Below are 20,936 nucleotides of genomic sequence, written 5' to 3'. Positions count from 1 at the left end.
ATCTAAAGGAAATCCTGTTATATGGGTTCATATATTCTAAAGCGACTTCTTTTAATGATTCCAACGTTGTTCATTATTTTATTGATCAACTTTGTGGTCGTGCAAATTGCGCCGGGTGGACCTGTAGAACAAGCAATCCATGAGGTAGAAAGTGGCGTAGGAGCAGGGCGGATATTAGGTACTGAAATGTACTATCAGGGTGCTAAAGGATTAAGCCCCGAAATGGTAGAGCAAATTAAAGCACAATACGGTTTTGACCATCCTCCAGTAGAACGTTTTTTACTGATGTTAAAGGGCTATTTGACTTTAGACTTTGGACAAAGCTTTTTTAAAGATAAACCAGTAGTTGAGTTGCTTTGGGAAAAAATGCCTGTGTCGATCTCGATTGGGCTATGGAGCACTTTGCTGATTTATCTTATTTCAATTCCACTTGGAATTAAAAAAGCGAAACAACAAGATACATGGTTTGATCGTTCTACCTCTCTATTACTTGTAGTAGGTTACGCAGTACCAAGTTTTGTCTTTGCTATATTACTTATCGTTTTCTTTGCAGGTGGATCATATTTTCACTGGTTTCCATTGCAAAACCTCGTGTCGGATAATTTTCATCAATTAAGTCTTTTCGGAAAAATTACGGACTACTTATGGCACATGACGTTGCCGCTTATTACCATGGTGTTGGGTGGTTTTGCTAGCCTAACTTATCTAACCAAATATTCATTTTTAGAAGAACTCAATAAACCTTATGTCTTGGCAGCTTATGCAAAAGGTTTAAATAGCCAGCAAGTTTTATATAAACATGTATTTCGTAATGCTATTTTAGTCGTACTGGCCGGATTGCCAGAGGCTTTAGCAGGCATTTTCTTTGTGGGAAATCTTTTTATTGAAATTATTTTTCATCTAGATGGTGTTGGCTTATTAGGCTTTGAAGCAATTGTTCAGCGAGACTATCCGGTTATTTTTGGAGTATTGTTTTTCTTCACGCTGTTTAGTCTGCTTTTACGACTTATTTGCGATGTGCTGTATCAATGGATTGATCCGCGTATTCACTTTGACGCACAAGGAGGCAAATAATGTCTTTAATTGTGCAGTCACGGCTGCAAAAGTTTAGGCAATATAAATTAGGTTGGGCAAGCTTTATTTTGTTTAGCCTCATTTTGGCAATGTCCTTAGCTGCTGAGCTCATTGCTAACGATAAACCATTGTTGGTGAAATATGAGGACGCTTATTATTTGCCTGTATTTAAATCATATCCCGAAACTACTTTTGGTGGCGTGTTTGAAACAGAAGCAGATTATAAAGACCCCGCTGTACAAGAGCTTATCAATCATAACGGATGGGCAATTTGGCCCCTCATAAGATTTTCTTACCAGACTCCTAATTTAGACTTGGCTGTACCTGTGCCATCGCCACCTTCTAAGCAGAACTGGTTAGGGACAGATGACCAAGGGCGAGACGTGCTTGCACGTATTCTCTATGGGCTTAGAGTCTCATTACTTTTCGGCTTGGCTTTAACAGCTTGTGCAGCACTACTTGGTATTTTTGTGGGTGCTATACAAGGTTACTATGGTGGCTGGGTCGATTTGCTGGGACAACGACTGGTAGAAGTCTGGAATGGTTTACCCATGCTCTTTATGGTCATGATTTTGGTCAGCATGTTTACCCCAAATGTATATTGGCTATTTTTTATTATGCTGTTCTTTAGCTGGACTGTACTGGTAGGAATTGTCCGTGCCGAATTTTTAAAAGCGCGTCAACTTGACTATGTGCGTGCGGCTCAGGCTTTAGGTGTAACTGATAGAGCAATTATCTTTAAGCACATTTTGCCAAATGCCATAAGTTCTAGCCTGTCGCAATTACCTTTTATTTTGACTACTAATATTATTGCTTTAACCGCACTCGATTTCTTGGGCTATGGTTTACCACCAGATGCTGCCTCTTTAGGTGAGTTATTATTGCAAGGCAAAAATAACTTAGATGCACCGTGGTTGGCTTTATCGGGCTTTTTTAGCTTGGCTTTTGTGTTGTCATTATTAATTTATATTGGGGAGGCGGCACGCGATGCATTTGACCCAAGAAAGTAATTTAAGTTCACGTACTACCTTGCTAAAAATAGAAAACCTTTCAATCTTTATGCAAGATCAGCCTTTATTGGAGGGTCTCAATTTAAATTTGCAAGCTGGAGATACGCTTGCAATTGTAGGGGAAAGTGGTTCAGGTAAGACAATAAGCTGTTTGGCAATGATGGGATTATTACCAGAAAAATTAAAAACATCTGGCCGTATTATTATTGATTCAAAAAATATTTTAGAAACAGATGAAAAGACAAAAACACATATACGTGGCCGCCAAATTGCCATGATTTTTCAGGAGCCTTCTACGGCTTTAAACCCATTGCATCGTGTTGAAAAAATTGTCGGTGAACATTTCATTTTACAAGGTGGGTCAAAGGCAAAAGCTCAGCAGCAGGTAATTCAATTATTAAAAGACGTAGGAATTAGTAATCCAAAGCATATTTTAAAACGCTATTCGCATGAACTTTCGGGTGGACAAAAACAGCGGATAATGATTGCGGCTGCGCTAGCGCTTCAACCTAAAATTTTAATTGCAGATGAACCAACTACAGCGCTTGATGTGATTTTACAGACGCAAATTTTAGAGTTACTGAGGTCTTTGCAAAGTAAATATGGCATGGCGCTAATTTTGATTAGCCATGATTTAAATTTGGTACGCCGTTATGCCAATGAGCTGATTGTATTACACGAAGGACAAGTTGTAGAGCAAGGTCAGCTTCAGCAAATCTTTAAAAATCCTGCGTCAATTTATACTCAGCAACTGTTAGATCATGATCTTGGTTTTGCTGAGCAGCCTTCAATCAGTCATAACATTTTATCTGTTCAACAACTCAATGTTAAATATCCAATTCGACGTGGTTTCTTTAACCGTATTCAGGGTTATACCACTGCTATTGAAAATGTAAGCTTTGAGCTTGCCCAAGGCGAAGCATTAGGCGTTGTGGGGGAGAGTGGATCGGGTAAAACCTCATTGGCTTTGGCTCTGGTTCGATTAATTAAAAGTGAGGGGCAAATTATCTTTTTAGGGCAAGACATAAACTACTTAGAACAAAAAGCTTTGCGTAAGATTAGGTCAGACTTACAAATTGTTTTCCAAGACCCATTTGGTAGTTTAAACCCGCGTATGACGGTAGGGCAGATTATTGCTGAAGGCTTAAAAGTGAAAGCTGTAGCCGATCACGAGATCAAACAGCAAGTTAAATCTGCTTTAGTAAAAGTTGAGTTGGCTGAAGACTTTCAACACCGCTATCCGCACGAGCTTTCGGGTGGACAACGTCAACGCGTTGCTCTAGCACGAGCTTTAGTGGTTCAACCTAAACTTTTAATTTTAGATGAGCCAACGTCTGCCTTAGACCGAACCACGCAAAAGGCCATGATTCAATTATTGCGACGTTTACAACAAACTGAGCACCTAAGCTATATTTTTATTAGTCATGATTTAAATGTGGTCAAAGCACTGTGTCATAAAGTGATGGTATTACGACATGCAAAAGTTGTTGAATATCAGCTAACTGAACAGTTATTTAATGATCCTAAAACTGAATATACCAAGCAGTTAATTACAGCAAGCCTTTAAATATTTTTGTAAGATATTGTTTTATAAAAATAAATAATATTTTTGTTTTTAATGCAAAAAGTTGCATTTTTTTATGTTTTTTAAATTTGACATGTGATATTGTCAGTTATCGATTTCCCCTTGACATGACCTATAACTCATCTAAATTAGAGTAATTGCTCTAAAATATTAAAAGAGGTTAACCATGAGCCAGATTGCACAACCAATCACAATTCGAAATACCACATTTAAAAATCGAATTATTAAAGGTGCAATGAGTGAGGCACTCGCAAACTATGAAGGCCAGCCGAATGACTTACATTTAGGCCTGTACGGTGCATGGGCCAAAGGTGGTTTGGGCTGTGCGATTACTGGGAATGTTATGGTCAATGTAGAAGCCAAAAACGAACCCGGGGTAGTGGTGATTGAAACTGAGCGTGACCTAGAGCGTTTAAAAGAATGGGCAGCAGTCGGTAAACAATATGGAATGGTACAGCTTATTCAATTGTCTCACCCAGGCCGTCAGTGCCCTAAAGGCTTAAATAAAGAAACAGTTGCACCTTCGGCAGTTCCTTTTAGTCCAGCTTTAGCGACTATGTTTGGTACGCCACGTGCGCTTACGCATGAAGAAATTTTGGATATTATTAAACGCTTTGCAACAGCTGCCCGTATTTGTGAGAACGCAGGTTTTGAAGGGGTGCAGTTACATGGTGCACATGGATATTTAATTAGCCAGTTTTTATCACCATTAACCAATAAGCGTACAGACCAATGGGGTGGCTCAGTTGAAAACCGTACTCGCTTTTTACTAGAAGTTTATAAAGCGGTACGTGAAGCAACCTCAGAGAATTTTATTATTTCAGTTAAGCTCAACTCTGCCGACTTCCAGCGCGGTGGTATTAGCGAAGAAGATGTAATTTCGGTATTTAAAGCCGTTGATGAAGCTGGGATTGACTTAATTGAAATTTCAGGTGGAACTTACGAAGCACCAGCAATGGCTGGTGTCAAAGCTGATAAACGTAAGGCAAGTACCATCGCACGGGAAGCATACTTCTTAGACTTTGCTGAAAAAATCCGTCAGCATGTAAAATGTAAACTTATAGTGACAGGTGGCTTCCGTACAGTCGAAGGTATGAATGCTGCTCTGGCAAGTGGAGCATGTGACTTTATTGGCATTGCTCGTCCACTTGCTGTTGAAACAGATTTAACTGACCGTTTAATCGCAGGTCAGGATGTTCGCTATGCCGTAAAACCAATTAAAACAGGTTTACCTTTTGTCGATAAGATGGCGATTATGGAAATCATTTGGTACGCAGCACAATTTAAAGCAATTGGGCAGGGTAAAAAACCAAATCCAAAACTATCGCCTTTAATTGTGTTTTTAAATTACGCGAAGGGCAATATTAAGGCCGTTGTTCAGGGGCGCGTGAATTCACGTAAGTCTGCATAAATAAATCACCAAGCAATAGCCCAGTAAGTTTGAAAAGTAGGAGCAGACCATTGACCTTTAATTAGAGCATTTTTAAAGGCAGGTCTGTTTTCTATCTGGGTCAGATAACGCTGTATATGTTTAAACTGGCTGTAATTTGGTGAGCAAGCCAATAATGGAAACCACATCAAAATATCAGCAGTAGTAAACTGATCTCCAGCAAACCATAAGTGACGTTCTAAATGTTTATCAATCATGCTCATGTGTCTTTGTAATGATTGATTGAGATAGCCTTGATCAAATCCATATTTTAAAAGCTTAGGAACGAAACGGACCAGAAAAGGCGTGCGTTCTGCAATTTGGTGAAAGATTTGCTTGAGTACCAGATCTGGAATGAATGTCGCCTCACAATAATTCTTCCAATAATAAAAGTTTTGAAGTTGTTGGCTTAGTAAATTGTTCTGGCTCAGTTGTGGGTGTAAATGAGAGAAATAATCTAGAATTGCTGAGGTTTCAGCCAAAATTGAAGTTTGCTCTTGTTCAATAATTTCGAGAGTTGGAAATTTTGATAGTTGATGTGGTGAGTTATTATTTTTGTCTTCGTCCGAATGATATTTAGTGATGAGATCATAGTTGAGCCCTAATTCTTCTAAAAACCAAATAATGCGTTGAGAGCGTGAATTTTGTAAATGAAATAATCGAATTTGCATGTCATGTTCAAATTATAGTTTTGATCTATTTTTAGTATAGGGTAGAACATACCTTAAGTATAATAAAATATTTATAAATCATAAATTTATAATATTTTATATGAGGAAATAAAGGCCACCGTATTTTTAGACAGTGGCTTTTTAATGACTAATATCCCTAGTGAGATCTTACGCGGTAAAAGGCTGATGTTTTAGTTCTTTATATTCTTAGTTTAGAACGTATGACTGATGTCTACCCAAGTGGTATGTGTTTCATCCTAATAAATAAATTGAAGAAGAAATTCAAAGGTTTATTCTATAGAAAGAATTGAAAAGAGGGTTAACTTTTAATTGATTAGTTCAGCAGAAGAGTTCGTTTTCCTTAGAACTAGTGAAATACTTGAGGAATATACACGTGCAGCCTATGATGATGCTTCTGATGTAGTTTGGATGGAAGTTATTTCCAAATTTCCTGAAATGAGGGAGTGGGTCGCACATAATAAAACTGTGCCAATAAATATATTAAAAATTCTAGCACGAGATACAAATGAATCTGTTCGGGCAACAGTTGCTAGTAAGAGAAAACTTAGTCCAGAGCTATTTGATTTATTATCTCAAGATAAGAGTGAAACAGTTCGTGAGAGAGTTGCATGTAATAAAAAGGCGCCAATTCATATTTTGAGAAGACTTGGTAATGATCCCATAATGTTTGTTCGTGTGGCTGCTTTAAAACGGATCGGAAATTAATAAATGAATTTTTAATAAAGCACTCTAAAGCAGAAGAGTTTGGAGGTGGATAAATTATTGTGGTAGTTAAAATGATAGTAGATAAGCAGATATCTATATTTTTTAATAATTATTCATAATAGATATGGCGTCCCTACGGGGATTCGAACCCCGGTTACCGCCGTGAAAGGGCGATGTCCTAGGCCTCTAGACGATAGGGACGTTGAGGATGGCGGTATCTTAAGAAGCCGCCACCAAACTGTCAAGGAGGTAAGGTGACAGTTTGTTCAATATATAGCAAAACAGTTCAGCAGTCTTCTGAGTATCGTATAAAGCAGAGTGTGCTTCTTTACCATCGAACTCAATTCCAGCTTGAATACATGCTTTTGCAAGCACTGTTTGTCCAAACATTACTGCACTTAAAGTAACTGTATCCATGACTGAAAAACTATGGAACGGGTTTTGGTTTTTTGTACCTGAGCGAGCAATCGCTGCTTGTAAAAAACCAAGGTCAAAATGTGCGTTATGGCCTACGAGTACTGCATGAGTACAATGTTGCTGTTTACGAACTTCATTGACCGATTTAAAAATACGACGTAACGCAGTTCGCTCATCTTCAGCCATTGCAATACGCATTGGGTTGAATGGATCAATACCAATAAAGTCGAGCGAACGACGATCGAGGTTAGCCCCTTCAAAAGGGTTAATATGTGCATGAAATGCAGGACCAGGGACAAATTGTCCCTGAGCATCATACACAATTGGAATGCACGCGATTTCTAGCAATGCATCTGTCTGGGCATTAAAACCTGCCGTTTCAACATCGACAACAACAGGTAAGAAGCCACGAAAACGTTGGCCAATGACCGGGACAGAATTTTCTTGTGTCACACTTTTCTCCATTGCAGCGTTTTCCCGGCATGCAGCGGGATGATTTTTTGATTATCTAAATAATCAAAAGATTCGGGAACGAGATTATCTTCTTTAACCAAAGTAATGGTAGAAGTATTACGTGGTAGACCGTAGAAGTCTGCACCAAAATGGCTAGCAAAACCTTCTAGGCGCTCTAATTTACCGACTTGATCAAACGCTTGTGCATAAAGCTCAATTGCGTTTGGTGCACTATAACAGCCTGCACAGCCACAAGCATTCTCTTTTGCATTTTGTGCATGAGGTGCGCTGTCTGTACCTAAGAAAAACTTAGGATTACCGCTTGTTGCAACTTCAAGTAAAGTTGTTTGATGCGTTTGACGTTTTAAAATTGGTAAACAGTAGAAATGCGGTTTAATACCACCGACCAACATATCATTACGGTTAAATAATAAATGTTGTGGAGTGATTGTTGCCGCCACATTACGGTCTTGTTCTAAAACAAAGTGTGCTGCATCACTAGTCGTGATGTGCTCAAGCACAACCTTAAGTTTAGGGAACTGTTTCAATAAAGGTGATAATACCTCATCTAGGAAGCGTTTTTCACGATCAAAAATATCTACATGATTGTGAGTCACTTCACCATGAAGTAATAACGGAACTTGGTGCTCTTCTAATTGCTCAATAACTGCATAAACTTTGCGAATATCACTCACACCATTGTCAGAGTTGGTGGTTGCACCAGCAGGATAAAGCTTAATCGCATTGACATGTTCTGATTCTTTAATTTTACGAACTTCATCTGGTGAAGTGTGGTCAGTAAAATAAAGCACCATACGAGGGTCAAAATTATTGCCTTCCGGAACATGAGCAAGAATGCGCTCGTGATAAGCTAAAGCTTCTTCTACTGTTTTTACAGGCGGTACAAGGTTAGGCATACAGATCGCGCGGGCGAATTGTTTAGCCAAATCTGGAACAGTACGTTTTAATGCTAAACCATCACGTAAATGTGCATGCCAATCATCTGGCTGGAGCAGGGTAATAGAGTTCAAGGCAGTTCAAACTTCGAAATAAAACAAATGATAATCGATAAAGTGTGAAAATGGTAACGAGAATTACGGACAAATGGCAAAATAAAGCGCAGGGAGCTTTAAAAAATAATGTTATATTTTGTTAACGCGAAATATGTAGGAATCGACTAGTGGCGAATAGGGGAAATGTCCATCAATTACTCAAATCGAAAGAAGAAATCGAGTATTTGGTCACTCTACATACCCATCGTTACGCCAATATGCCTTTACCAAAGCAGCTAGAAAAAAAATTCTGGTGTTTAAACCTTGATCGTACACGGCAAAACATCTCTAAGTTTTTAGCAAGTGGAGTACTTACTTATTTAATTTTTATTTTACTGGCACTTCCAACTGACTACTTAGTAATTGGTGAACCATATATTACTTTAGACTTTATTCATTGTTTGTTGAGTGCAATGAATATTGCGCTTGCACTCTTATTATTTTGGATTTTTGCCAAATTTAAAAAACTCTCTAATCACTTTTATTTTGCTGCTTGTGGCATTGTTTTCTTCTCAATTATTACAAGTGCCATGTTGTTGCTCAGTGTCGAAAATATGGCACTTAAAAATCAGTCGATGTTGCTTCTTTCATTTTTATATATGCTTGGTTTTATTCTAAGTGGCATCAAACCATTACATATGCTGTACGTTGGTTTATCAGCAGCAATATTAGTTTTTGTTTTTCTTAATTTATTGAATGTAAATTGTGATTATATTGCCCTTGGTCGGGCCTTGTTCGGCACTTGTATTTTAGGTTTCTCAATTAGCACGATGCTCATCTCAAGAGAGCGAAGTCTTTTTTTAAATAACCAACTTGCTGAAATTAATGAGCAGATTTTACGGATTGAAGCATCTGAACTTCTGCATTTAAGTCAGCAAGATGCGCTTACTCAAATTTCAAACCGTCGTACCTTTGACGAAATGTTTGACTTCTTCTATTACCGTGCAAATCAAGAGAAACGTCCGTTAGCTGTTTTATTTATTGATATCGATTTTTTTAAAAACTATAACGATTTTTATGGACATCAGATGGGGGATAAAGTCATCTCTAGTATTGCGGCAGCAATTAAAAACTCGATTCGTCATGTCGATTTTGTTGCGCGTTATGGCGGTGAAGAGTTCGTTGTACTTTTACCTGAAACACCTGCACAGGGTGCATATGCAGTGGCTGCAAATATTTATAAAGCGATTGAACGGCAAGCCATTCCTCATGCTGCTTCGTTAGTGTCAAAGTATGTCACGATCAGTTTAGGATTTACCGTATATACAGGTGGATTAAAGATGGGACAAGATAAATTGATTCATGCAGCAGATCAGGCTTTATATAGAGCAAAGCAGCTTGGCCGTAATCAAATTTATTATCAGCCTCTACAAGTTGCAGAAATTGCTTAGCTTGACATGAGACTTAAAAAAGCCACCCATAGAGGTGGCTTTTTTGACGTTATAAGAAAATTATTTTTTCTTATTGTCTAATTGAGGAATAGCAGAACCTTGACCGATTGAAAGCAAACCAGCATCTGTATAAATACCAAGTTTTGCACGTGTATCGGTAATGTCGAGGTTACGCATAGTCAACTGACCAATACGATCCATTGGCGTAAACATTGAATCGCCTTTTTCCATTGTTAAACGTTCAGCTTCATACGTTAAGTTTGGAGATTCAGTGTTCATAATGGTGTAGTCATTACCACGACGAAGTTCAAGGGTCACTTCACCAGTAATCGCTTTAGCAACCCAACGCTGTGCAGTTTCACGAAGCATAAGCGCTTGAGAGTCGAACCAACGACCTTGGTAAAGTAAACGACCTAAACGTAAACCATTAATGCGGTATTGTTCGATCGTATCTTCGTTATGAATACCAGTAACCAAACGCTCGTAAGCAATATGAAGAAGAGCCATACCCGGTGCTTCATAAATACCGCGAGATTTTGCTTCGATAATACGGTTTTCGATTTGGTCAGACATACCTAAACCATGACGGCCACCAATACGGTTTGCTTCAAGAATAAGCTCAACTGGATTGTTAAAAGTTTGACCATTTAACGCAACAGGAACACCTTCTTCAAAACGTACAGTTACTTCTTCAGGTTTAATTTCAACTTCTTCTTTCCAGAAAGCAACGCCCATAATTGGATCAACGATTTTGATACCTGCATTTAGGTATTCAAGATCTTTTGCTTCGTGAGTTGCGCCCAACATGTTTGAGTCAGTTGAGTACGCTTTTTCTTTTGACATTTTGTAGTCAAAACCGTTGTCGATGAGGAACTGTGACATTTCTGCACGGCCACCAAGCTCATCAATAAAGTTTTGATCTAGCCAAGGCTTATAAATTTTAAGATTTGGGTTAGTTAATAAACCATAACGATAGAAACGTTCAATATCGTTACCTTTATAAGTTGAACCGTCACCCCAGATGTTTACGTCATCTTCTTTCATAGCAGTAACGAGCATAGTACCTGTTACTGCACGACCGAGTGGAGTCGTATTGAAATAAGGAACACCACCTGTACTGATATGGAATGCACCACACTGAATTGCAGCAATACCTTCAAGTGCCAATTGTAAGCGGCAGTCAATTAAGCGAGCTTTTACAGCGCCGTATTGTTCTGCTTTCTTTGGAATTGCATCGTAGTCATCTTCATCTGGCTGGCCTAAGTTTGCAGTGTATGCATAAGGCTCAGCGCCTTTTTGTTTCATCCACAATAAAGCAGCTGAAGTGTCTAAGCCTCCGGAGAAGGCAATCCCAACTTTTTTGCCTACTGGTACATGCTGCAAGATCGTTGCATTATCAGTCATTGCTAGTCCTAACTATTTCGAAATAGGCACCCTAATACTTCGGTGACCAAGAGAATTTATTCGCTCAGTACTATATCACTTTTCAAATCGATTTTTTTTCTGTTAGGAAAGGAATTCTTTTTTTTTAATTTGAAAAATAGATTAATATTGGAAAAATATAAAGTTTTACGATAAGTATGACAATTTAGACGAAATGCTAAAAAGGAAAAAAACAAAATATGTTGATTCATCACAATCAAATTTTATCGACATTGCATCGTATTACGGGGTTTATTGTAATTTCAGATCTTATCTATGCGATTTACAATATATTTGTGCATACGCCCAAATACTTTATTGGTAGTCTTTTAGGGCTTATTGCAGCAATCGCTACACAGTTCTTATGCGCTAGAAGTGTTAAGACTGGAACTACAAGCAGCCGTATCGGTTCAATTGTGATATCTATCTTAATGCTTAATATGTTCCCTATAGGAACTGTAATTGCTGTTGTGATGCTATTTTTCTCTCTATTTAAATGGGAAAAAGATTCAACATTTCAATTACCCATAAAAAATTAAATGAAGGGACACAAGCTCGAATAATTGACAATTTAAACACGTAAAAAAATATGTGTGGTCATCCTAACATTTCAAAAAAGTATTAAAGTACTATGCAACAAGTTGCAAAAAATTATTGGGACGCAGCATGACAAGTTACGCCAATTTATTAAAACCATTACATTTAGGCTTTACCACTATTAAAAATCGTGTGGTGATGGGTTCCATGCATACGGGACTTGAAGATCGTTTTTATAATTACCCAAAACTTGCAGCTTATTTTGAAGAGCGTGCAAAAGGTGGAGTTGGTCTGATTGTGACGGGAGGTATTTCTCCAAACCGTCAAGGCTGGTTGGCTCCAGCTGGCGGAACCATGAATAGCTTATTTGACATTCCGCAGCACCGTTTAGTGACTCACGCTGTCCATAACCATGGCTCAAAAATCTTAATGCAAATTTTACATGCGGGCAGATATGGTTACCAACCGTTTGTAGTGTCTTCAAGTGCTATAAAGTCACCAATTTCACCATTTAAGCCACGTCAACTTTCTGAAAAAAATATTCTCACCACCATTGAAGACTATGCACAGTGCGCTGATATTGCCAAAAAAGCAGGCTACGACGGCGTTGAAATTATGGGATCGGAAGGATATCTGATTAACCAGTTTTTAAGTCGCCATGTAAACCAGCGTACTGACCGTTGGGGCGGTGAAATTGAAAATCGTATGCGTTTTCCTGTTGAAATTGTGAAAGCAATTCGTGCAAAAGTTGGTGAAAAATTTATTATCTGTTTCCGTTTATCGCTACTCGACCTTGTGCATGACGGTAACACCATGCAAGAAGTAGTCACTGTTGCTAAAGCTTTAGAAAAGGCGGGTGTCACTTTATTAAATACGGGTATTGGTTGGCATGAAGCACGTGTGCCAACTATTGTAACGTCTGTACCTCGTGCAGCGTTTGTCGATTACACGGCTCATGTAAAACAGCATATTTCAATTCCGGTAATTGCATCTAACCGTATTAATATGCCTGAAACTGCCGAAGAAATTTTGGCAAAAGGCAAGGCAGACATGATTCAAATGGCACGCCCATTATTGGCCGATGCTTTTTGGGTAAATAAAACTGCGACCAACCGTGTTGATGAAATTAATACGTGTATTGCCTGTAACCAAGCATGTTTAGATCATGCATTTAAAAATAAACGTGTGTCTTGTTTAGTGAACCCACGTGCAGGCCATGAAACAGAACTGGTTTATTTAAAAACTAAACAGCCTAAGCGTATAGCAGTTGTTGGTGGTGGTGTGGCAGGTATGTCTGCTGCCACTGTTGCTGCAAGCCGTGGTCATGCTGTGACCTTGTTCGAAGCCAATACAGATGTAGGTGGTCAGTTCAACTTTGCCAAGGTTGTACCAGGTAAAGAGGAATTCCACGAGACAATTCGCTACTTTAAAGTACAGCTTCAAAAAACAGGTGTAGATGTACGTTTAAACACTCGTGTAAATCGTGAACAACTTGAGCGTGAAGGTTTTGACGAAGTTATTGTGGCAACGGGTGTAATACCACGTGCTTTAAAAATTGAAGGAAGTAATTCACCACAAGTTCTTTCCTATGCTCAAGTTTTACAGGGTGCAGAAGTAGGACAAAAAGTCGCAGTGATTGGAGCTGGTGGTATTGGTTTTGACGTATCAGAATTTTTACTTAAACCACCACATCAACCACAGCCTCAACCTTTAGCCGAGTGGCAGCGCGAGTGGGGTGTAGACCCAGATCCGAACTACATTTCTGAAGGAGGGATGCAACCTCCTATAGTTGAACCAGCGATACGCGAAATTTATTTACTGCAACGTAAAACAACACCACTCGGTATTGGTCTTGGTAAGACCTCGGGTTGGGTACATCGCGCCCAGCTTAAAAAGCATGGCGTACGTATGCTGCGCGGCGTGCAATATAAAGCAGTTACCGATGAAGGGCTGTGGATTGAACATAACGGTCAAGACCAGCTTTTACGTGTAGACACTGTTGTGGTGTGTGCAGGTCAAGAGTCTGTAAAAGACTTGATGCCAAAAGAAGGCGAGTCGACTATAGCGAACTACCATATTATTGGTGGTGCAAAGCTTGCAGCAGAGCTAGATGCGAAGCGTGCGATCAAAGAAGGAGCAGAATTAGCCGCTCAACTGTAAAATTGATGAAACAATATGCACTTGAACACAAAGCGATGATATTTTTCTTGAATAAAATGAATAAGCTTTGTATTCTTACGCACATGGAAGCGTGGCAGAGCGGTTTAATGCACCGGTCTTGAAAACCGACGAGGGTGTGAGTCCTCCGTGAGTTCGAATCTCACCGCTTCCGCCAAATTCAAGTTTCTGACACTGTTTAACACTATATAAGTTTATGATTTATAAGGTTAAAGTTGGAAATATACGATATGACAAGCCGTGACGCACTACGCCAATCGGTAGTTATAAAGTAGTAAAAAATGCAGTAAGATTATTTCTTACTGCATTTTTTTATGTCTGAATTATGGCGACTCGTGGAATCAATAAGCTTAGTGCTTTACAAGTTAAAAAAGCTAAACCTGATCCTGACAAGATGTATAAGCTGTCTGATGGGGGAAACCTGTACCTGCGTATTGATCAGAGTGGTAGCAAGTACTGGATATTCAATTACACACGTCCATTTTTAGCCAAACGTAATGATTTATCTTTAGGTACTTATCCTGAAGTTTCACTGGATGATGCTCGCACTATTCGTGATGAATATAAGAAGCTCATTAAGCAGGGCATCGATCCAGCAATGGAGCGGATTGAAACCAAGTCCCAGAAACAGAAAGAAGCAGAAAATACCTTTCGTATTGTTGCTGAAGCATGGCTATATAAACGTGAGCTAGAGCAAAAACAGGATGAAGAGACGATCCGTCGTTTAAAGCACGATGTCTATCCCTATATTGGTGATTTAACCTTTCCACAGCTTACCTTGGAAATTCTTGAGATTAAGGTCTTTAAGCGCATTATTGAACGTGGTGCATTGTCAGTTGCCAAACGCCTAAAATCGGACTTGAACCAGATATTTAAGTCAGCACGTAAAAAGAAGCTGATTCAATACAATCCTATTGAGGATATTGAACTGCCCAAACCACAGGGTGGGAACTTTGCAGCCGTGACAGAGGAGCAGGAACTAGCTCCAATGCTCAATAAAATTTGGAACTACTCCAAACTTTATCCACGTTGTTCACATATCACACAAGTGGCGTTAAAAATCTCCGTGTTGACCTTTCAGCGACCTGGGGAGATACGCAAGCTGAAAAAGGAGTATTTCTATTGTGAAGAAAGATGCTTTAAATTTACAGCTAGTAAAACCAAGCAGCTTCATATTGTACCATTGTCAGATCAGGCCTTTGACTTAATTGATTCAATTATTGATCTGCACCCATACAGTGAATACATTTTCGTGGGTCGGGATGGTAAAACTTTTATTTCTGATAATACGATTAACTCAGCGTTAAAACGCTTGGGCTATGCTGGGAAGCAAACGGCACATGGATTACGTGCAACCGCACGAACCATGTTGGATGAAATATTAGAACAACGTGTAGACTTTATTGAGCATCAATTGGCACATAAAGTAAAAGATAATAATGGTACAGCCTACAATCGAACCAAATTTTTAAACAATCGTCGGGAGATGATGCAGGAGTGGGCGAATTACCTAGAATCATTGCTGGATCAGCAACAGTAAAAAGATGAAAATCCAATGATAAAAAAATAGCCTGTCAAACGACAGGCTATTTAATTTATGCTGCTTTAAGCTCTTTGAGTTCAAGCCATTCAATAATCTGGCTTTCAGCCCATGTGGGCATACTTGCTGTTAAATAGGTAGGTTCAGGAAAATCACCCCGACGAATCATTTTCCAGAAGGTGGATTCTGCAATATTCAATATCCCTTTGGTTGCAGGCTTATAAGATAGCTTTCGTCTGCGACCACCACGATCTACATAGTCCTTGGCAGGGCGTTCAGGGTAGTTGACTAAGTCTTTGACACGATAATGCTGTTCTATCATTTTCCACCTCTAGGATTTTATACACATAAATATTAACAGTATGAAAGTATTGATATTGAACATTGCATACTTTCATATGGCTCATGATAGACAGTGGTATACAGTGATAAAAGAACAGTGCATAATTATAAAAAAACATTACTATTATACATTGTTAACATATTGGAATATAAAAATATGTCTATTATAAAATTTGAAGACTTAAATGAATTGGAACAGGAGTTCATTGATTGTCTGTTTACTTATTATGAATCCAGTTTTTTACAAAATGAGGCATGTGGAAATATAAAAACAGCTGATGAGCCAGAAAAAAGAATCATCGTTGCTGAGTTAAGCGATATACAGCGAAAGGTGCTGAACGAGCGACTACACCTCAATGATTTAATTCTGAAAGAAATAAATGAATTTCATCAACTGATTTTAGGTGAGAATACTGTCATTTCACCTATGCAGATAGTAGTACTATTGGAACAGCTAAATGCATTAAAAGACGAGTTTGATACGCTTTCAAATACAATTCAAAAAAAACGTTATAGTGTCATTTTACAGGCTTATCAGGCTCTGGATGAAAATATTTGCACCCAACGCAATTTAAAGATTTTGAAACGAATGAGAGGTATTCGGGCAGTCAAAGTTCGTAATGATAAGAATGTATACCCACGGCATCAAATTCTGTATCGGGTTTTAAGGGATGAAGCTCATAAAAATGGTCGGTGGGAGAATTTATCACAGGCGGTAAAATCAATTTTGCCAATACTTAGACTTGAATATCAAAAAAATAATCTGGTCTGGATTCAGAATGAAATAGATTCTAAGCTGGCATTGATTGAAGAATTGGAAAAGGGACGACTCATTAATTCCCATAATAAACAGAATGAAAATTATCATGGAAAGGTTTATCAGAATCGTAAATATCAGAACAGGATCGACAAACTTCAGTTAGAAATAAACGAATTAATCATTGCTCAGAAGTCAACTGACCCTGCTTTGCTGCTGGGGAAAAAAATACCCTATAACACCATTTATAATGATGAAAGTATTCTTCACCACTTAAGGGATTGTACTGAACTGTTACAGGATATTCTTATTCAAAAGTGATAAGAAGTACTCATAAAAAACAATCATCAGCTTATTCATTACCAAAAGTATCAGAAGCAATTTGATCAACGGATAGGTGCCTGATTTGCTCTAGCTGAATATTTTTCTGTATTTCCTTTAAAAACTGGAGTTTTAATTTCTGAATTTCACTGGCGTCCTGAAGGGGGCTATTGGTTAATTCATTAATGGTAATTTTACTGTTGATTAATTCATTAATGAGATACTTCTGGATGACTTCATCCTGTTTGCGTACCTGAAGCTGTTTAATATAAAGCATTTTATCAAGGGCTTTGATGCGTTGGTTCAATTCCTCAATAATCATGTCTTTTTCATTTAATTTTTGCTTATAGGGTGGAGGGAGCGTTTGCTTTGCCTCATACGTATTCATCAGGAATTCTAGACACTCTGCCTCAGTTTTAAGTTTGAGCTTTTCAGTCAATGCCTCCATTTTTTTGGCTGTATGTGAGGTTAGATAAAATTGCTTTCTCACATTCGCATGATTTTTCTTGGAATATTTGAAATTTCTGAATCTATTTTTTAGATCGGAAAAATATTTTTCATTGAGTAAAAGTACCCATTGATTCGTTATTTCTGCTACGAGTAATGGGTGGATCATGGTTTCGATGGGCTGAATTTGCAATCGTCCATCAGGAAGCTGAACTATCTGCAGTAGTGCCTGCTCTTTGTTACATTCGTGCTCTAAAAACAAGGATTTTAATGTCTGATCTTTATCAAGCCATTGTTGCAATGTCAGTTGTTTTCTTGCCATTTTGATGTTCTATGATGTTTGAAATTCTAATATGATTATAGATTTTAATTAAGGTGGAATAAACATTTCTAAATACGTTTAGTAAATGTTTATTTGTTTTAAATTTATTTTATAGTAAATATTTGTGCCTATCTAAAAATAATTCTAAAATTTACTAATAGCAATGTAGAATGAATAAAAATGTATGGATGAAATGACAGAAGAGCATAAGCAGCTCATTTTTAATTTTAATGAGTTATCACCACATAGATTAAGTTCCTACGCTAGACTGGTGCTGATTAAATTTATTAGTCTCTTTGGTACACAAAAAACCAACGATTCATTGTTGGAATTGTCTGAAAAGATAGGTGTGCAACATAAAAAATTAAAACTGGTATTGGAGGAGTTATCAGGCTTTGAGATATTGGAGTTTTCATATCCAGAAACAGGTCGGCGGGCAAGAGTTAGAACAATACAGCTGAATTTAGATTATTTAAATCTGCTATTGAGTAAAGTTAATCAACATGAAACATCCCATCATAGGTATGTCCGCCTTAAGAGAGCGATTAAGCAGTTTGACCTTTTAATGCTTATTTTAATCAAATTATCTCAAGTCAGAGTGACCACTAAAAAGTTTGATTTACTACCCGAACAAAAACTGGATTTTAGGGTATTGTTGACATTATCAAACTTGACTCGCTCATGTGATGCTTATGGGGTGATACGTAATATAGGTACAACACAACTGGTTGCTAAAACAGGGTTAAATAAGCAAGCAATATTTGATTCGATCTACTTTTTGAAAAAGATAGGTCTGCTTCGGGTACATGTGCATGGGACGATCAATAACAAATTTATAAAAAATATAACGCCAACCTACGTGTTGAATTTATCTCATACCTTTTGGGGTAATCATGCTCGGTATGGTCGGTTTTATATATTGGAAGCGAGTGAAAGACATCATTTTGAAATAAAAAAGATTGCTGATATTTTTACGGTAATTTCTGAGCAGGTGCAGCCGTTGGATTCTGACAACTCACGCGATCTCAATCACCTTACGACATTGGTTCTTAAGGGGCTTGATTCAGATAAAATCAACATTATTTCTGGAACAATGATTGAGCGTATCCAGTCTTCATCACAAGTTCAGGAGACGATTTCTAGTTTCATTAAAGAATGTCTAATTCATTATTTGCAATTACAACAATGCCATCAGGAACAAGGAGATTTGACAGTATTTGCAAAAGTGTTCAAACAAGCATTAATCAATAAAAAGAAGCAACATATCAAGTTGAATGATTTGGATTCAAATTTGACAATGATGCAATGCTATTTTGAATCATGGTGTTGCAGACTGCTTGATCAGCGGGGTTTACGTCAGCATATCTTACAAGGTTCACTGTTATATGGTGTAGATATTTTAAATCGGACTACAATTGAAAAAGATATTTATCCTTTTGTCTTTCAAGAAAAATACCGTTTGGAATTGATTACAAATCCTGACTTAATCAGAAACAGCGATCCAGATGCGGACATCCAAATACAGATTCAGAAGCTAGAGAAACAGGAGCAACGGTTCATCCTAGAATTCTTATTATTTTGTTTGAATTTGATTGCCAAAAATCAGATTTTACCATTTTTAAAAAGTACGCGAAGACTCAGTCATGTAGCAGGCAAGTTTTTTCAAATTATACCAAAAGTCGAGTCGCAGAAAATGTATAGTTGTATCTATGTGCCCGATTCAACACTCACTAAAGATGAGTTTTTTCTGATCGATATCCCTCATCCAATTCGTGGGAAAGAGGAGGAATATTCGAACGAAGACTATTTGCTGAAATTCATTGAACCTAGTGTTGATGACATGAAAAAATATGGATTGCTGGATCAGTTTTATACAGGAGGAACTGAATTGCTGAATAAAAAAGTAGCGTAAGTTTAGCTTCTGTAATATTCCCATAATTTGGTTATTCTCGCTGTATGGCGCAGTGGTGTAATGGTCAGTCTAGACAGGTTTGCTTAACAGGTAATATATATTATTATCTATTAATAATATAAACAATAACTTATATCGTTGATTAAATACAGTGAGTTATTTAGTTAAGTATAGCCCATACTCAAATGGGTTATAGACAATGTATCAATATCAAATCACTAAAAGCATTCTAAATTAACCCTATAGTATGTTCCAAAGTCTCTAAGCATGTTCAGCTAAGCAGGATGACCACAACATCCTGCTTTAGAATCATGATCAGTAAAATTTTACATCTCTCACTTAGATATGAACCTTATGTTTCAGTGAGAACCTAAATGTACCAGAATAATCCATTAGAAAGTGAATCATCCATTCTTATCTCAATCGAAGATTTTATGGTTAGTACATGCCATGAGCAATTTGTTGATGATCATGAAGAATTCAAGCGAGAGCTGTTGGATGCTGTGTGTGCTTTTAAGGTGATTTACAGAGAAGATTTTACTTATTCCAGAATCATTAATGTTTTCAAAAGAGTGATTAATCTCGTAGATTACATTATGGATAAATTGGACTCCCATCTTTATGAAGATATTTTACGATTTGAACTAAACCACATCTTCCATATTCAAGGCATAATTCAACATGAGATGAAAAATACAATACGAGAACAATTCGATTTTCAGCGTCAAGAACAACGTAATCGCTTTAAACTGGAATGCTACCTAAATAAACTGCTTACACACTATGCTAGATTACAGTTTGTTCGAGTAGATATCTCTATTCTTAAAGAATATCAAATCCATTGGGGTATTCAAGACTTTAAGTATGCATTGGATATTCTATGTAATCGTATGTCAAATAAAGATACCTGTTTTAAGCACTTACAAGGTTATGTATGGGCATTAGAGCAGGGTGTAGAAAAAGGCTATCACTGCCATTTATTACTCATCTATGATGGGAATAGTCGTATAGAGGATTCAGGTTTAGCAAAACTGGTGGCTGAGTATTGGAAGCACATCACCAATCAACAGGGTACTCACTACAACTGTAATACCAAAGACAACAAGGAAAAATTTGATAAAAATGGATTGCTTGGGGTTGGAATGATTCATCGTGATCAACCAATACAAGTTACAAATGCGATTCGTGCAGCGATGTACTTGGTCAATCCTGAAAAAGAAGATCAGCGCTTACGGGCTAAAACCTCTCCACAGATGCGGACTTTTGGTACAGGTCAGTTTGAAGTAAAATGGCGCAGAGATATTGAACAAAATGAGTCATTATGATATTAAAAATAGAGAACACGACTAT

18 protein-coding genes and 2 tRNA genes are annotated in these 20,936 nt (G+C 37.7%); 13 read left to right on the top strand and 7 right to left on the bottom strand.

From position 1 onward, the window contains the following. The first annotated feature begins 21 nt into the window (after positions 1-21). The 4 genes from J576_RS16100 to J576_RS16085 all read left to right on the top strand — a co-directional run bounded on the left by J576_RS16100 (position 22) and on the right by J576_RS16085 (position 5,080). Positions 22-1,074: an ABC transporter permease subunit gene (locus J576_RS16100; protein WP_002049532.1), complete on the top strand. Its 1,053-nt coding sequence runs from the start codon at positions 22-24 to the stop codon at positions 1,072-1,074. Continuing rightward, positions 1,074-2,084 (top strand): ABC transporter permease, encoded by a 1,011-nt coding sequence (locus tag J576_RS16095; protein ID WP_002049525.1) that lies wholly within the window; start codon positions 1,074-1,076, stop codon positions 2,082-2,084. Before J576_RS16100 ends, J576_RS16095 begins: the two co-directional genes overlap by 1 nt. After that, positions 2,062-3,651: an ABC transporter ATP-binding protein gene (locus tag J576_RS16090; protein WP_002049564.1), complete on the top strand. Its 1,590-nt coding sequence runs from the start codon at positions 2,062-2,064 to the stop codon at positions 3,649-3,651. Before J576_RS16095 ends, J576_RS16090 begins: the two co-directional genes overlap by 23 nt. A gap of 184 nt (positions 3,652-3,835) precedes the next feature. Beyond that, a complete protein-coding gene (locus J576_RS16085) occupies positions 3,836-5,080 on the top strand; it encodes an NADH:flavin oxidoreductase/NADH oxidase family protein (protein WP_002049536.1) in 1,245 nt (414 codons plus the stop codon). Positions 5,081-5,085: 5 nt separating this feature from the next. Here J576_RS16085 and J576_RS16080 read toward each other — a convergent pair whose 3' ends face one another. Next, positions 5,086-5,769: a glutathione binding-like protein gene (locus J576_RS16080; protein ID WP_002049543.1), complete on the bottom strand. Its 684-nt coding sequence runs from the start codon at positions 5,767-5,769 to the stop codon at positions 5,086-5,088. A gap of 330 nt (positions 5,770-6,099) precedes the next feature. Between J576_RS16080 and J576_RS16075 the strand changes: the two genes are divergently transcribed. Then, positions 6,100-6,495 carry a hypothetical protein gene (locus J576_RS16075; protein WP_002049570.1) on the top strand — a complete coding sequence of 132 codons (396 nt, stop codon included), beginning with the start codon at positions 6,100-6,102 and terminating at the stop codon, positions 6,493-6,495. Positions 6,496-6,620: 125 nt separating this feature from the next. On the opposite strand, the gene J576_RS16070 is transcribed toward J576_RS16075, so the two are convergent. The 3 genes from J576_RS16070 to pyrC form a co-directional block, all read right to left on the bottom strand. Then, positions 6,621-6,696: transfer RNA gene (locus J576_RS16070), tRNA-Glu, on the bottom strand. An 18-nt stretch (positions 6,697-6,714) separates the two neighbouring features. Further along, positions 6,715-7,377: a ribonuclease T gene (gene rnt / locus J576_RS16065; RefSeq protein WP_001982681.1), complete on the bottom strand. Its 663-nt coding sequence runs from the start codon at positions 7,375-7,377 to the stop codon at positions 6,715-6,717. Beyond that, positions 7,362-8,396: a dihydroorotase gene (gene pyrC / locus J576_RS16060; protein ID WP_002049554.1), complete on the bottom strand. Its 1,035-nt coding sequence runs from the start codon at positions 8,394-8,396 to the stop codon at positions 7,362-7,364. The genes rnt and pyrC overlap by 16 nt, the downstream gene beginning before the upstream one ends. 149 nt (positions 8,397-8,545) lie before the next feature. Between pyrC and J576_RS16055 the strand changes: the two genes are divergently transcribed. Further along, positions 8,546-9,808: a GGDEF domain-containing protein gene (locus J576_RS16055; RefSeq protein ID WP_002049535.1), complete on the top strand. Its 1,263-nt coding sequence runs from the start codon at positions 8,546-8,548 to the stop codon at positions 9,806-9,808. 60 nt (positions 9,809-9,868) lie between these two features. Here the strand turns inward: J576_RS16055 and argG are convergent, their stop codons facing one another. Continuing rightward, positions 9,869-11,212 (bottom strand): argininosuccinate synthase, encoded by a 1,344-nt coding sequence (gene argG, locus J576_RS16050; RefSeq protein ID WP_002049558.1) that lies wholly within the window; start codon positions 11,210-11,212, stop codon positions 9,869-9,871. Between the two features lie 218 nt (positions 11,213-11,430). Between argG and J576_RS16045 the strand changes: the two genes are divergently transcribed. From J576_RS16045 to J576_RS16030, 4 genes are all read left to right on the top strand, one after another. Continuing rightward, a complete protein-coding gene (locus J576_RS16045; RefSeq protein ID WP_002049557.1) occupies positions 11,431-11,769 on the top strand; it encodes a hypothetical protein in 339 nt (112 codons plus the stop codon). Positions 11,770-11,896: 127 nt separating this feature from the next. Continuing rightward, positions 11,897-13,927 (top strand): NADPH-dependent 2,4-dienoyl-CoA reductase, encoded by a 2,031-nt coding sequence (locus tag J576_RS16040; RefSeq protein ID WP_002049550.1) that lies wholly within the window; start codon positions 11,897-11,899, stop codon positions 13,925-13,927. Between the two features lie 85 nt (positions 13,928-14,012). Beyond that, positions 14,013-14,102, top strand: a tRNA-Ser gene (locus J576_RS16035). A 168-nt stretch (positions 14,103-14,270) separates the two neighbouring features. After that, complete coding sequence (locus J576_RS16030; RefSeq protein ID WP_000235462.1) at positions 14,271-15,485, top strand: tyrosine-type recombinase/integrase; 1,215 nt, start codon at positions 14,271-14,273, stop codon at positions 15,483-15,485. 55 nt (positions 15,486-15,540) lie between these two features. Here the strand turns inward: J576_RS16030 and J576_RS16025 are convergent, their stop codons facing one another. After that, a complete protein-coding gene (locus tag J576_RS16025) occupies positions 15,541-15,807 on the bottom strand; it encodes a helix-turn-helix transcriptional regulator (protein ID WP_000572501.1) in 267 nt (88 codons plus the stop codon). A gap of 177 nt (positions 15,808-15,984) precedes the next feature. Between J576_RS16025 and J576_RS16020 the strand changes: the two genes are divergently transcribed. Next, positions 15,985-16,905 (top strand): hypothetical protein, encoded by a 921-nt coding sequence (locus J576_RS16020; protein WP_000022452.1) that lies wholly within the window; start codon positions 15,985-15,987, stop codon positions 16,903-16,905. Between the two features lie 31 nt (positions 16,906-16,936). Here the strand turns inward: J576_RS16020 and J576_RS16015 are convergent, their stop codons facing one another. Next, complete coding sequence (locus J576_RS16015; RefSeq protein ID WP_000101621.1) at positions 16,937-17,674, bottom strand: hypothetical protein; 738 nt, start codon at positions 17,672-17,674, stop codon at positions 16,937-16,939. A 184-nt stretch (positions 17,675-17,858) separates the two neighbouring features. On the opposite strand from J576_RS16015, the gene J576_RS16010 reads away from it, so the two are divergent. Both J576_RS16010 and J576_RS16005 read left to right on the top strand, forming a co-directional pair. Further along, on the top strand, positions 17,859-19,586 hold the full coding sequence (locus J576_RS16010) for a hypothetical protein (protein ID WP_033855691.1): 1,728 nt from the start codon (positions 17,859-17,861) through the stop codon (positions 19,584-19,586). A gap of 596 nt (positions 19,587-20,182) precedes the next feature. Next, positions 20,183-20,911, top strand: coding sequence for a YagK/YfjJ domain-containing protein (locus J576_RS16005; protein WP_002041114.1), 729 nt, complete (start codon positions 20,183-20,185; stop codon positions 20,909-20,911). Positions 20,912-20,936: the final 25 nt, after the last annotated feature.

The organism is Acinetobacter sp. 766875, from assembly GCF_000582055.1.
Classification (GTDB): Bacteria; Pseudomonadota; Gammaproteobacteria; order Pseudomonadales; family Moraxellaceae; genus Acinetobacter; species Acinetobacter nosocomialis.
The sequence above is the reverse complement of the archived record's forward strand: the minus strand, read 5'-3'. Positions and strand labels throughout refer to the sequence as shown.

Bases quoted from the DNA above. Each gene is read 5' to 3' on its own strand.
- J576_RS16100 (WP_002049532.1), top strand. From the start codon at position 22: ATGGGTTCATATATTCTAAAGCGACTTCTTTTAATGATTCCAACGTTG.
- J576_RS16095 (WP_002049525.1), top strand. From the start codon at position 1,074: ATGTCTTTAATTGTGCAGTCACGGCTGCAAAAGTTTAGGCAATATAAA.
- J576_RS16090 (WP_002049564.1), top strand. From the start codon at position 2,062: ATGCATTTGACCCAAGAAAGTAATTTAAGTTCACGTACTACCTTGCTA.
- J576_RS16085 (WP_002049536.1), top strand. From the start codon at position 3,836: ATGAGCCAGATTGCACAACCAATCACAATTCGAAATACCACATTTAAA.
- J576_RS16080 (WP_002049543.1), bottom strand. From the start codon at position 5,769: ATGCAAATTCGATTATTTCATTTACAAAATTCACGCTCTCAACGCATT.
- rnt (WP_001982681.1), bottom strand. From the start codon at position 7,377: ATGGAGAAAAGTGTGACACAAGAAAATTCTGTCCCGGTCATTGGCCAA.
- argG (WP_002049558.1), bottom strand. From the start codon at position 11,212: ATGACTGATAATGCAACGATCTTGCAGCATGTACCAGTAGGCAAAAAA.
- J576_RS16045 (WP_002049557.1), top strand. From the start codon at position 11,431: ATGTTGATTCATCACAATCAAATTTTATCGACATTGCATCGTATTACG.
- J576_RS16040 (WP_002049550.1), top strand. From the start codon at position 11,897: ATGACAAGTTACGCCAATTTATTAAAACCATTACATTTAGGCTTTACC.
- J576_RS16030 (WP_000235462.1), top strand. From the start codon at position 14,271: ATGGCGACTCGTGGAATCAATAAGCTTAGTGCTTTACAAGTTAAAAAA.
- J576_RS16025 (WP_000572501.1), bottom strand. From the start codon at position 15,807: ATGATAGAACAGCATTATCGTGTCAAAGACTTAGTCAACTACCCTGAA.
- J576_RS16020 (WP_000022452.1), top strand. From the start codon at position 15,985: ATGTCTATTATAAAATTTGAAGACTTAAATGAATTGGAACAGGAGTTC.
- J576_RS16015 (WP_000101621.1), bottom strand. From the start codon at position 17,674: ATGGCAAGAAAACAACTGACATTGCAACAATGGCTTGATAAAGATCAG.
- J576_RS16010 (WP_033855691.1), top strand. From the start codon at position 17,859: ATGGATGAAATGACAGAAGAGCATAAGCAGCTCATTTTTAATTTTAAT.
- J576_RS16005 (WP_002041114.1), top strand. From the start codon at position 20,183: ATGGATAAATTGGACTCCCATCTTTATGAAGATATTTTACGATTTGAA.